The organism is Embleya sp. NPDC059213 (assembly GCF_042754445.1).
In the GTDB taxonomy this organism is placed as follows: domain Bacteria; phylum Actinomycetota; class Actinomycetes; order Streptomycetales; family Streptomycetaceae; genus Embleya.
This window is the reverse complement of the sequence record NZ_JBHZAV010000003.1, coordinates 1-12,054: the sequence shown is the minus strand read 5'-3', so window position 1 is coordinate 12,054 and position 12,054 is coordinate 1. Positions and strand designations below refer to the sequence as shown.

Annotated in this window: 12 protein-coding genes; 6 read left to right on the top strand and 6 right to left on the bottom strand. The window is 72.9% G+C overall.

Annotated elements, in window-relative coordinates:
• Window positions 1-84: 84 nt before the first annotated feature.
• The 4 genes from ACFXMF_RS01805 to infC all read right to left on the bottom strand — a co-directional run bounded on the left by ACFXMF_RS01805 (window position 85) and on the right by infC (window position 2,524).
• Window positions 85-933: an RNA methyltransferase gene (locus ACFXMF_RS01805; protein WP_360306303.1), complete on the bottom strand. Its 849-nt coding sequence runs from the start codon at window positions 931-933 to the stop codon at window positions 85-87.
• A gap of 73 nt (window positions 934-1,006) precedes the next feature.
• Window positions 1,007-1,399 (bottom strand): 50S ribosomal protein L20, encoded by a 393-nt coding sequence (gene rplT / locus ACFXMF_RS01800; protein WP_020552013.1) that lies wholly within the window; start codon window positions 1,397-1,399, stop codon window positions 1,007-1,009.
• A 120-nt stretch (window positions 1,400-1,519) separates the two neighbouring features.
• Window positions 1,520-1,714 carry a 50S ribosomal protein L35 gene (rpmI, locus tag ACFXMF_RS01795; RefSeq protein WP_360306305.1) on the bottom strand — a complete coding sequence of 65 codons (195 nt, stop codon included), beginning with the start codon at window positions 1,712-1,714 and terminating at the stop codon, window positions 1,520-1,522.
• A 96-nt stretch (window positions 1,715-1,810) separates the two neighbouring features.
• Complete coding sequence (gene infC, locus ACFXMF_RS01790) at window positions 1,811-2,524, bottom strand: translation initiation factor IF-3 (RefSeq protein ID WP_360306464.1); 714 nt, start codon at window positions 2,522-2,524, stop codon at window positions 1,811-1,813.
• 372 nt (window positions 2,525-2,896) lie between these two features.
• Here infC and ACFXMF_RS01785 point away from each other — a divergent pair, with 372 nt between their 5' ends.
• On the top strand, window positions 2,897-3,277 hold the full coding sequence (locus ACFXMF_RS01785; RefSeq protein ID WP_379992087.1) for a DUF1844 domain-containing protein: 381 nt from the start codon (window positions 2,897-2,899) through the stop codon (window positions 3,275-3,277).
• Between the two features lie 548 nt (window positions 3,278-3,825).
• Here the strand turns inward: ACFXMF_RS01785 and ACFXMF_RS01780 are convergent.
• Both ACFXMF_RS01780 and ACFXMF_RS01775 read right to left on the bottom strand, forming a co-directional pair.
• Window positions 3,826-4,563 carry an SseB family protein gene (locus ACFXMF_RS01780; protein WP_380018050.1) on the bottom strand — a complete coding sequence of 246 codons (738 nt, stop codon included), beginning with the start codon at window positions 4,561-4,563 and terminating at the stop codon, window positions 3,826-3,828.
• Between the two features lie 680 nt (window positions 4,564-5,243).
• On the bottom strand, window positions 5,244-6,818 hold the full coding sequence (locus ACFXMF_RS01775; RefSeq protein WP_360306309.1) for a carboxyl transferase domain-containing protein: 1,575 nt from the start codon (window positions 6,816-6,818) through the stop codon (window positions 5,244-5,246).
• 145 nt (window positions 6,819-6,963) lie between these two features.
• On the opposite strand from ACFXMF_RS01775, the gene ACFXMF_RS01770 reads away from it, so the two are divergent.
• The 5 genes from ACFXMF_RS01770 to ACFXMF_RS01750 all read left to right on the top strand — a co-directional run.
• The gene (locus ACFXMF_RS01770; RefSeq protein ID WP_379992270.1) at window positions 6,964-8,214 is read left to right on the top strand and encodes an amino acid deaminase/aldolase; all 1,251 of its coding nucleotides are present in this window, start codon (window positions 6,964-6,966) and stop codon (window positions 8,212-8,214) included.
• 197 nt (window positions 8,215-8,411) lie between these two features.
• Window positions 8,412-8,786, top strand: a complete 375-nt coding sequence (locus ACFXMF_RS01765) for an STAS domain-containing protein (protein ID WP_360306313.1) — start codon at window positions 8,412-8,414, stop codon at window positions 8,784-8,786.
• 40 nt (window positions 8,787-8,826) lie between these two features.
• Window positions 8,827-9,768, top strand: a complete 942-nt coding sequence (locus tag ACFXMF_RS01760; protein WP_360306315.1) for a 5'-3' exonuclease — start codon at window positions 8,827-8,829, stop codon at window positions 9,766-9,768.
• Window positions 9,769-9,919: 151 nt separating this feature from the next.
• On the top strand, window positions 9,920-10,648 hold the full coding sequence (locus ACFXMF_RS01755; RefSeq protein ID WP_360306317.1) for a hypothetical protein: 729 nt from the start codon (window positions 9,920-9,922) through the stop codon (window positions 10,646-10,648).
• A gap of 242 nt (window positions 10,649-10,890) precedes the next feature.
• The coding region (locus ACFXMF_RS01750) for an RNA polymerase sigma factor (RefSeq protein WP_380020485.1) at window positions 10,891-12,054 on the top strand (1,164 nt) is incomplete at its 3' end.

Genomic DNA, 12,054 nt, shown 5'->3' with positions numbered 1-12,054 from the left:
CCAACGCGCGACCTGCCGTCCGGATGCGCCGGACGCAACGGACTCGTTCCCCCACCACCGGTCGTCAAGCCGAGTACGTCGGGGTCATCGCTCGCTTCGCGCACCCGAGCGACAGCCCCCCGGCCCGCGTTGCGCACGAGCGGACGCGTACAGACACACGGCTGCGGCGGTCGCCAGGTTCAAACTCTCGGCCCGTCCGTGGATCGGCACGCGCACCACGGCGTCGGCCAGCGCCCGGGTCTCCTCGGGCAGCCCCCACGCCTCGTTGCCGAATATCCACGCGGTGGGTCCGCCGAGCCCGCCCGCGTCCAACTCCCCGTCCAGATCCGCGTCCCCGGCGCCGTCGGCGGCCAGGACGCGCATCCCGGCGGCGCGCAGCGCGGCGACGGTGTCCTCGATCCGGGACCCGGTCACCACCGGCAGGTGGAAGAGGCTGCCCACCGAGGCACGCACGGCCTTGGGGTTGTACGGGTCCACCGACGCGTCGGTGAGCACGACCGCCTCGGCGCCGGCCGCGTCCGCCGCGCGCAGCACGGTGCCAGCGTTGCCGGGGTCGCGCACGTTCGCGAGCACCGCCACCAGGTCCGGCCGCGCGGCCATCGCCTGCTCCAGCGGTACGTCCACGAACCGGCACAGCGCGACCACGCCCTGCGGCGTCACGGTCTGGCTGATCGCCCCGACCACCTCGTCGGTGGCGGTGAACACCGGAACCCGGGCCGCTGCCGCGCCCGTGACCAGATCGGGGTAGCGCTCGGCCACCTCGGGGGTGATGTACAACTCGCGCAACGTCCCGGGCAGCGCCACCGCCTCGCGCACCGCCTGCGGGCCCTCGGCCAGGAACAACCGTTCACGGGCCCGGAAAGCGCGTTTGGCGAGCCGCCGGGCCGCCGCCACTCGTGGTGATCGGGTGGACGTCAGCTCGGGGCTCGCCATCGCGTTACCGTTCTCTGCTCTCGGCCTGTAACGACGTAGGAAATGCTGCGACATCGACGACGTGAGTCGACGATCAGGCCGCGGCGTCTTCCTTCTTCGCGTTGACATCGGCCGGCAGGGCCTTCTGCGCTACCTCGACGAGGGCGGCGAACGCCGGGGCGTCGTTGACCGCGAGCTCGGCGAGCATCTTGCGGTCGATCTCCACACCGGCGGCCTTGAGGCCCTGCACGAAGCGGTTGTAGGTCATCCCGTTCAGGCGGGCAGCGGCGTTGATGCGCTGGATCCACAGCTGACGGAAGTCCCCCTTCCGCTTCTTGCGGTCGTTGTAGTTGTAGACCATGGAGTGGGTGACCTGCTCCTTGGCCTTCCTGTACAGACGGGACCGCTGGCCGCGGTAGCCGGACGCCCGCTCGAGGATGACGCGGCGCTTCTTGTGGGCGTTGACTGACCGCTTGACGCGTGCCACTTGATGAACTCCTTGATGTCAGACCGCGGTGTGCGACCGCGACCCGGGTAAGTCTGGGACCGACGCCTGTCGCCGACCGGTGGGTTCTCGTCAGCCGGTGCGACGACGTGCTCGCTGCTACTACTTCTTGAGCAGCTTCTTGATCTTCTTGACGTCGGCCGGGGACACCTCGACGGTGCCGGCGAGGCGCCGGGTCACGGTCGAGGGCTTGTGTTCGAGAAGGTGACGGCGACCCGCACGCTGACGCAGCACCTTGCCGGAGCCGGTGATACGGAAGCGCTTGCTGGCACCGCTGTGGGTCTTGTTCTTCGGCATGTCGCCGCAGTCTCCTCGTCGTGCCGTACCCGCCCGGTGGTCACCGGGCAGGCACAGATGTGTGTGCATATCGGGCGCGGGGCGACCCGTTCCGGGTCAGACCTGCTCTTCGGCCTTCGGCTCCGCGTCGCTCGCGACGGGTGCCTCGGCGGCCGGAGCGGCCTCGGCCGGGGCCGCCTCGGCCTGAGCCTCGGGGGCGTCCGTCTCGTCGGGGTGGTCGTCCCCGGCCTCGACGGCCACACGGCGCGCGTCCTTGCGAGCCGCCTGGGCCTCGCGGGCCTCGGCCATGGCCTCGGTCTTCTTCTTGTGCGGGCCCAGAACCATGATCATGTTGCGGCCGTCCTGCTTCGGGTTCGACTCGATGAACCCGAGATCCTGGACGTCCGTCGCGAGACGCTGCAGCAGTCGGTAGCCCAACTCGGGCCGGGACTGCTCGCGACCACGGAACATGATCGTGATCTTGACCTTGTCGCCCTGCTTCAGGAACCGCTCGACGTGACCCTTCTTGGTGTCATAGTCGTGCGGGTCGATCTTCGGCCGGAGCTTCATCTCCTTGATGACCGTGTGCGCCTGGTTCTTGCGCGCTTCACGGGCCTTCATGGCCGACTCGTACTTGAACTTGCCGTAGTCCATGAGCTTGCAGACCGGCGGCCGGGCGTTGGCCGCGACCTCGACGAGGTCGAGGTCGTACTCCTGGGCAAGTTCCATGGCCTTGGCCAGCGGGACGATTCCGACCTGCTCGCCGCCAGGACCAACGAGTCGCACCTCGGGGACGCGAATCCGGTCGTTGATGCGGGGCTCGGCGCTGATGGGGCCTCCTCATACCTGAAGCGGCCGCGGGCGAAGCGGCCACATGTGTCTCGGTGTAACTTCCCCCCGAGCCAGGTTCCGCGCGAAGCCATCCAGGCAACGCGAAAAAGCCTCGCACGGTTGCATGCGAGGCTCCACCACCGGCAACGAAGCCGCCCAGGGGGCGACGAACGCGAAACGAACGCACGCGAGGTGCGACACGCCGGACCGGTACCCGTCGTCCGTGAGGTCGATCGGGTGGGAGACGGAGCCTCCGCTTGCAGGCCGGGCATGCAGATGCCCGGTCGGTCGATACACCACTCTACCACTGGCTCGAACATGCCGAAGGGCCCCGTTGTTCCCCGATTCCGGGGCATACCCGAGACTGGGCACATGAGCGAGAGCGCCCCACTTATGTCACCCGCCCCCTCCGACGACCTCGACGGGGTCGAGACCATGACCCGCGACATCGCCGACGTGCCGGCGGTCGAGGTCATCACCACCTTGTCCGTGCACCTGATGAGCGCGGCGGCGGTCAAGCTGGGTCTGGCCGAGGACGGCGAGGCGCACAAGGACCTGGACGAGGCCCGCAAGCTGATCACCGCCCTCGCGGGCCTGGTCACCGCCGCGGCTCCCGAGGTGGGCTCCTATCACGCGGGCCCGCTGCGCGACGGCCTCAAGACCCTGCAACTCGCCTTCCGCGAAGCCTCCACACACCCCGACCAGGTCGGCAAGGGCCCCGGCGAAAAGCTCACCGGCCCCGTCCACGCCTGACCCCACCCCGGCCGGCCGGGCCGCCCCGGCCCGCCCGGCCACCCGGCACCCGAAGCCAAGCAGCCACCGCCCGCCCCGGTCGACGATCCAGCCCGTCCGGCGCTTGAGCACAAGTAGGCCGCACGCCGGCCCACCCCGACCCGCCCGGCCCCACCCGACTCGGTCCCGGCCTCCCCAAGCCATCCAGCCCGTCCGGCGCTTGAGGACAAGCGGGCCGCAGGCCGGCCCACCCCCTCCCGGCCGACCCCACCCGGCTCGCACCGCCCCGGCCGGCCCCACCTTGCCCGCCCAAGCCATCCAGCCTGTCCGGCGCTTGAGGACAAGCGGGCCGCAAGCCGGCCCACCCCGACCCGGCAAGCCCCACCCGACTCGGTCCCGGCCTCCCCAAGCCATCCAGCCTGTCCGGCGCTTGAGGACGAGCGGGCCGCAGGCCGGCCCACCCCGACCCGGCAAGCCCGTCCGGCTCGCGCCGCCCCGGCCCGGTCGGCCATCCAGCCCGTCCGGCGTCCGAGAACAAGGTGGGTCGGCGCGACCTCACCCGCCCGCGCTCAGCGCACGTACAGCGGGTCCACGTCGAGCGCGCTGCCGGGCGGCAACATCGCCAGATCCAGGCCACGATCCAACCGCGCCCGCACCACGTCGTCCTCGGCCAGCCGTCCCACGATCCGCCGCGCGGCCTCGGTGACCTCGGTCGGCGACGCCGCCGCGACCAGGCTCAGCGTCAGCTCCTGCTCGCCGCCCTCGGTCAGGTAGACCGCCGAGACCGCCCCCTCCGGCAGCACCGCCGCCCGGACCGCGCCCAGGATCTCCGGATCCCGGTGCGGCGCCAGGTGCGCCCGCCCTTCGGCCACCGCCCGCAACCGGCTCCCGCTGAGCTCGTACGGGTGCGGCCCGGCCAGGTCCAGCAGCAGCGTGTCCGCCTCCTCCGCGTACGCGGCGTGCGCGGCACGCGCGGCCTCGACCGGAATCGGCCGCGCGTCCGCGCGCCAGCGGGCCAGCGCCGCCACCGAGGTGAACGCGGGCAGCGCCCGGCGCCCGTCCGGCCCCTGGATCGTGGGCACGGCCATGTCACTGGACTTCTCCCGGCGCAATTCGCCCGGCGCGACGTCCTCCTCCTCGGTCAGGATCGCCACCACCGGTACCAGCAGCCGCGCCTCGCGCAACGCCAGCGAGACCGCCTCGTCGTCCACCTCCCGAGCCGCCAGGGCCTCGGCCAGAGCCGGATGCGCGCTGCCGTCGTCGTCGGGAAAACCGGTGTCGGGAATGCTCTTGCCGCTGAAATCCACCCGTCGACTCTAGTCCCGTGCCCGACGAAGCTCATCCCGGCACGGCGCCCACCCCGGCCCCGTCCGCGCCCCCGAAACACCCCACGCCCCGAGCACCGGACCCGCCCCACGCCCCGAACGGCCGCCCCGTCCGCCACCCCCGAACGCGGCACCCGACCCCGGCCCCACCCCCCCATCGCCACGACACCCGGCACGATCCGTACGGCAAAGGACACCGCACGACCGCGCCCCTCCCGCACCGCACGAAGCGGCACCGACGCGACACGATCGGCGTGTCCGGGCCGCCCAACGCCGGCAACGACGCACCACACCGGCGACCACCGCCGGCAATCCGTCGAGCTCCGGGCGTGTCCCGGCCCCACACCCGGCCAAGACACAGGGCCCCGCCGCCCCAAACCCCCGGCCGCCCACGGCAAAGGTCGCGGCTCGGCGACCACTTGCCGACCCGCGACCTCTACCGAGGTCCGGCTCGCTCGAACCGGATCGAGCCACGACGGCATCATCGAGGCGTCGTGTCCGAACGGGCCGAGCGCCGGGCCGAGCCGGCCCGTCCTGGCCCGTGCTCGGACGGGTGGGCTGTGACCGGTCCGGTTCCCGAACCGGGTTCAGCGTAGGAAGCGGCGGGATTTGCCGTCCGGGACTCCCAGAAAGCTCACCCATTCGAGTGACTCCCGAAGCACTCAGGAGAGGCCGAGGCGCCGATAGCGCAGCTTCCGCGCGGCCAGGCGCTCCTCCGCGTCCAGCGCCCGCAGCGTGCCGAGTTCGTGGTCGAGCACACCCGCCACCCGGCGCACGAACGCCTCGGGTTCCTCGGCGGCGTCCGGGTGCTCGGGCACCACCCGGTCCACGATCCGGTCCCGATACAGGTCGGCGGAACGAATGCCCTGTCGTCCGGCGATCTCGGCGGCGCGCTCGGTGCCGCGAAACAGGATGGCCGCCGCACCCTCCGGCGGCAGCGGCGACAACCAGCCGTGCTGCGCACAGATCACCCGGTCCGCGGGCAACAGCGCGAGCGCGCCGCCGCCGGAGCCCTGACCCAGCAACAGACACACCGTCGGAGCGGGCAACAGCACCAACTCGGCCAGGCAGCGGGCGATCTCGCCGGCCAACCCACCCTCCTCCGCCTCGCGCGAGAGCGCGGCGCCGGCGGTGTCCACCACCGTGACCAACGGCAGGCCCAACTCGGCGGCCAGCCGCATGCCCCGCCGGGCCTGACGCAACCCGGCCGGGCCGAACGGACCGTGCTCGCTCTGCCGGGTGCGATCGTGGCCCAGCACCACGCACGGCGCGCCGGGCCCCGGGCCGACCCCGAACCGGGCCAGCACCAGGCGCAGCGCCGGCTCGCTCTCCCCCTCGCCGGTCCCGCGCAGCGGGGTGACCGAGCGCGCACCGTGCCGCAACAACGCGCGCAACCCCGGGCGGCGCGCATCACGCGAACGCTCCACCGAAGTCCACGCCGGCACGTCCTCGAACAGCGGTTCGCCCACACCCGACGACCCCGTCGGCGACCCCACCTGCGCCCCCGCCACCGGATCGGCCGGTGGGCCCGCCGCCGGCCCCGACCCGGCAAAGCCCGAGTCGAGCACGTCGAAGACCCGGATCGCGACCTGCCGCAGTTCCCCGGGCGGCACGACCGCGTCGATCAGGCCGTGCTCGTACAGGTTCTCCGCGACCTGCACACCGGTCGGGAACGGGTGCCCGTGCAGCGCCTCGTACACCCGCGGCCCGAGAAACCCGATCAACGCGCCGGGCTGGGCCGCCGTGACATGCCCGAGCGAGCCCCACGAGGCGAACACGCCACCGGTGGTGGGGTGTCGCAGATAGACGAGATAGGGCAGGCCGGCCGCGCGGTGTGCGGCCACCGCCGCGGAGATCTTGACCATCTGCAGGAACGCGACGGTGCCCTCCTGCATGCGGGTGCCCCCGGAGGTGGGTGAGGCCACCAGCGGCAGGCCCTCGGCGGTGGCCCGCTCCACCGCGAGGGTCAGCCGTTCGGCCCCCGCCACTCCGATCGAGCCGGCCAGGAAGTCGAACTCGCACGCGGCCACCGCCACCCGACGGTCGTGGATCCGGCCCTCCCCGGTGACCAGCGCCTCGTCCAGGCCGGTGCGCGCGCGGGCCGCCGCCAACTCGGCCGCGTACGTCGGATCCGGCTCCGCGAGCGTGGGCAGCGGGTCGTTCCAGGCGCGGAAACTGCCCGGATCCAGGACGCGTTCGATCAGATCGAGCGCCCGCACTCGCTCGGGGTGACTCATACGATCAAGCTAGCGCCACGCCCGGCAACGTTCACCCCGTCGCGGCGTGCGACCCACCCGACGCCCGTACACCCGCCGACCGATGCCGGTGCGTCGCCGGCGATGAGTCCTACCGGTCGGTACGCCGATCTGGCAGGCTGCGGGAATGGCTCCTCTCACCGCCGCCCCGCCCGTGTCCGCTCCCGCCGCGACGCCCACCCTCGGCGCCGACCGTTCCCGCTACGACCGGGCCACCGCGCACCTGGACGCACCGTTCGCGATCGTGGACCTGGCCGCCTACCGGGCCAACGCGGCGGACCTGGTGCGGCGCGCGGGTGGCACACCGCTGCGGGTGGCGAGCAAGTCGGTGCGCTGCCTGCCGCTGCTGCACGAGGTGTTGGCGCTGGACGGCTTCCAGGGCGTGATGGCGTTCACCCTGCCCGAGGGGTTGTGGCTGGCGGGCGAGGGGATCACCGACGTGCTGGTGGCCTACCCCTCGACGGACCGGGCGGGCTACCGCCGGCTGGCGGCGGACGCCGAGGCAGCGGCACGGGTGACGATCATGATCGACGACCCGGCCCAGTTGGACCTGATCGAGCGGGCGATCGCCGACGTGCGGCCCCGGGCCGAGCTGCGGGTGTGCGTGGACATCGACACCTCGTGGCAACCGCTGGGCGGCCGGGTGCACATCGGCGCGCACCGCTCGCCGCTGCACTCACCGGAGCAGGTGGTCGCGGTCGCCGAGGAGGTGACCCGACGGCCGGGCTTCCGGCTCGTGGGACTGATGGCCTACGAGGCGCACATCGCCGGGGTCGGCGACGCGCCCGAGGGCCGCGCGCTGTACGGCCGGATCCTGCGCGCGATGCAGGCGCGGGCGGGCGCCGAACTGAGCCGGCGCCGGGCCGAGATCGTCCGCGCGGTGCGCGCGATCGCCCCGCTGGAGTTCGTCAACGGCGGCGGCACCGGCAGCGTGGAGCGCACCGCCGCGGAATCCTCGATCACCGAGGTCGCGGCCGGCTCCGGGCTCTTCCAACCGCGCCTGTTCGACCACTACACCTGTTTCCGGGGCCGCCCCGCCGCGCTGTTCGCGCTGCCCGTGGTGCGCCGCAACGGACACGGCTGCGTGACCGTGCTCGGTGGCGGCTATCCGGCCTCGGGGGTGCCCGCGGCCGACCGGCTGCCCCAGCCGTACCTGCCGCCGGGCCTGTCGTACCAGTCGCAGGAGGCGGCCGGCGAGGTGCAGACGCCGCTGCGCGGCGCGCTGGCGGACGACTTGCGGATCGGTGACTCGGTGTGGTTCCGGCACGCCAAGGCGGGCGAACTGTGCGAGCGTTTCGACGCGCTGCATCTGGTGGACGGCGATCGGGTGGTGCGTACCGTGCCCACCTATCGGGGCGAGGGACACACCTTCCTGTGACCGCCGCGGGGCCGGTCGAATCACGTCGACGACGGGAACCGACCGGCCGTTAACCGGACAAGACCCACCCGTTCGGCCCACCCGACAAAAAACGACCCGTTGAGGGGCTGTCCGGCACCACTGCGGATGGCCCACAATGCCCATTGCCGGCGCCGTATCGGCGCGGCAGTACGTCCGGCCGCTGAAAGGTCGCAGCCATGATCGCGCGCTTGGGCACGCTCGGGCAGGAACACCCCGTGACCGGGGTAACGATCTGGCGCGGTTGCGCGGTGGTCCACCTGGCCGGCGAACTGGACCTGCACAACGCCCCGTTGCTGCATCGCACGCTGATCGAGCTGATCGACGGCGGTTGTCGCCGGGTGGTCGTGGACGCCACCGGGCTGAACTTCTGCGACTCGGTCGGTTTGGGTGTGCTGATAGACGCGTTCAAGTCAATGCACGCGTTCTCCGGCGAACTGCGCCTGGCCGCACCCGATCGCAACGTCCGCGCGACGTTGCGGATGACCGGCCTGATCGACGTGCTGGGCGTGCGCGACACCCTGCAGGAAGTACTCGACGAGTTCTCCGACTGAGTCCGCGTCGCCGCGCGGGCCCGCGTCGGTGCGGTGCGGCATGATCGGGCGGGTGACTCAACGTCTGATGCTCCTCGACACCGCGTCCCTGTACTTCCGCGCCTACTTCGGCGTCCCGGAATCGGTCAAGGCTCCCGACGGCACGCCGGTCAACGCCGTGCGCGGCCTGGTCGACTTCATCACCCGCCTGGTCGAGGACCGCCGGCCCACCCGGCTGGTGGCATGCATGGACGCGGACTGGCGACCGCAGTTCCGGGTCGACGCGATCCCCTCCTACAAGGCGCACCGGGTCGCCGAGGCGGCCGGGCCGGACGAGGAGGAGATCCCGGACACGCTCGCCCCGCAGGTGCCGGTGATCGAGCAGGTGTTGGACGCGTTGGGCATCCCGCGGGTGGGCGTGCCGGGCTTCGAGGCGGACGACGTGATCGCCACCCTGGCCGAGCGGGCCGGCATCGCGGTGGACATCGTCACCGGCGACCGGGACCTGTTCCAACTCGTCGACGACGCACGCGCGATCCGGGTGCTCTACACGGTCAAGGGCGTGGCCGCGCACGAGGTGATCGACGAGGCCGCCGTGCTCGCCCGCTACGGCGTGCCCGCCTCGGCCTACGCGGACTTCGCCACGCTGCGCGGCGACGCCAGCGACGGCCTGCCCGGGGTCAAGGGCATCGGGGACAAGACCGCGGCGCAGTTGATCGGCGAGTACGGCGACCTGGCCGGCGTGCGGGCCGCGGCGGCCGACCCGGCGGCCAGGCTGACCCCGGCGCGGCGGGCCCGGATCCTGGAGGCGGGCGACTACCTGGACGTGGCCCCGGGCGTGGTGCGGGTGGTGCGGGACGTACCGCTGCCGCCGGCGGCCGAGTGGGATCGGCCGCTGCCCACCGAGCCGGCCGATCCGGTCGCGCTCGACGCGCTGCGCCGGCAGTGGGGCCTGACCGGTCCGGTGCACCGGTTGCTCGACGTGCTCACCCCCCGTCGGTGATGCCCGGAATCTTCGCCTGAGGACGGCGGCCGGCCACTCGAAAGGGTCGCTCCCGAACGCGCCGGGCGCACGGGCGACAATGTGACCCGGGTCACATCGGAAAGTTCCGCAGAATCTGTCACGTTCACCGCGAAGCCATGTCTCCCCGGGCATGCGTACCGAGTGTGACACCACGATCACCACCCGACCCGACCGCGATCGGCTCCGCGGCGAGTGGCAACGGGTGACCTTGCGGGCCGGCTGGCCGGGCCGGGTCGCCTGGCACAGCGACGCCGTCGAGCAATGCCTGGACGCCTTCGTCCGCAACGGCGACATGCAGTCCGCGTGCCCGGCCCTGGCCCGGGACCGGGCCGCCGCCGAGATCCCGCTGGACGTGGCACTGGCCGAACTGGACGCGCTGTTCCTGTGCGGCCTCGCACAGGGCGCGCCCGGCCCGCTCGTGCAGTCCTACCTGAGCACCCGCGCCCGGGCGATCCCGCCCGGCACCCTGCCGCCCGGCACCGACCCGATCACCGAACTCCCCTCGGCCGCGCTCCTGCAACAAGGTCTGGGCCGGCGGGCCGCCGCGGGCGAGCACGTGCGGATCGTCGTGGTGCGCCTGGAAGTCCCCGAGTCGTTGATGTGGGGCCACCTGCGCCACCTGCTGCTGACCGCCCGCCACCTGGAACGTGCGCTCGGCGACCGGGCGTACGCGGTGCCGCCCGGCCGACTGATGGCCCTGCTCGACGGCGACGACCCCGAATTGCCGGACCGCCTGGACCGCCTGTGCCGGGCGCCCGTGGACCCGCTGGACGGTCCCGGCGGGGTCCCCGGTGGCGCCCCGCGCATCCCACGTTCGAGCGTGCGTTTGACCACCGCGCCGGGCACGACGGGTCGGTAACCCGAGATGAACCGGCTCTTCGTACACATGCTCGTCACCCGAATGACCCAGCGTCACGCCCACCGCCGACCGCCGCGCGGCACGGGCGCGGGCGTTCCGACCTCGCGCCCGTGTCACACCACCCGCGCCGGAGCGCACTCCGGGTGCCTTCCCGGGGCCCACCGCTTCTGGACAGACCGTGTCCGGATGGTCACGATGCTGTCCGAACGATCGGGTACGGCACGGGAACAAGGGGGCAAACGGTGGCACGCGAGGACGACGCGGCGACCCCGGACCCCAGCGGCGACGCGAACGGCGGCTCCGCCGAGGCGACCGGCTCCGGCGCATGTCCCCCCTTCGTCCCCGGCCAACGCGGCGTACACCACCCCCGGTTCTGCGACGGCGACGTCGGGCCCGAGCCGGCCGCAACCCAACCGGCCGAGCCCTGGTCGCCCGACACCGCAACGCCCCACCCCTTCGCGACCGACCCGGGCGGCGGCCACACCGACGCCGCGGCCGTGTCGTTCGAGGGCCCGGCGGACGGCGAACTGGCCGACCTGGTGCGCGCCGGCGACGGCGACGCCTACGGCCCGCTCTACCAACGCCACGTCGGCTCGGTCCGCCGCTTCGCACGCACCTGCACCCGCACCCCCGAGGCCGCCGACGACCTGTGCGCCGAGGCGTTCGCCCGCACGCTCCAGGCGCTGCGCTCGGGCCAGGGGCCGAAGGAGGCGTTCCGGGCCTACCTGCTCACCACCGTGCGGCACGTCGCTGGCGACTGGACCAAGAGCGACCGCCGCGAATGGCTCACCGAGGATTTCACCGTCTTCGAGTCCGCGTGGGAGAACCAGGACCGGATCGTGAAGGCCGACGACGCGCGGCTCGCACTCCAGGCCTTCCAGGGCTTGCCCGAGCGGTCCCGGACGGTGCTGTGGCACGTGGACATCGAGGGCGAGCAGGCCGTGCAGGTCGCCCCGCTGGTCGGCGAGAACCCGGACAACGTGCGCAAGATCCTGGAGCGCGCCCGCCAGGAACTGCGCGACAACTACTTCGTGGCGTTCGCCACCGGCGGCGTCAAGGACGAGAACTGCAAGAAGTTCACCCGGCACTACGGCCGGCACATCCGCAACCGGATGGACTCCGAAAAGCGCCGGGAAAGCATCGACGCGCACCTGAAGAAGTGCAGCCGGTGCAACGAGACCTACGCCGAGATGGTCGACGTCCGCGACCGGTACGGGCCGATCGCGCTGGGGCTGATCGGCATCACCGCGCCGATCTTCCTCAGCGGCACGGCCGTGGCCGCGGGCACCACCGCGGCGGCCGCGGCCGTGGCCGGCGGCATGGGCCTGGCCGCGGGCGCCACCGGCGCGAGCGGCGTCGCGAGCGGTGTGGCTGCGGGCGCCGCCGCGGCCGGGAGCGCGGCGGCC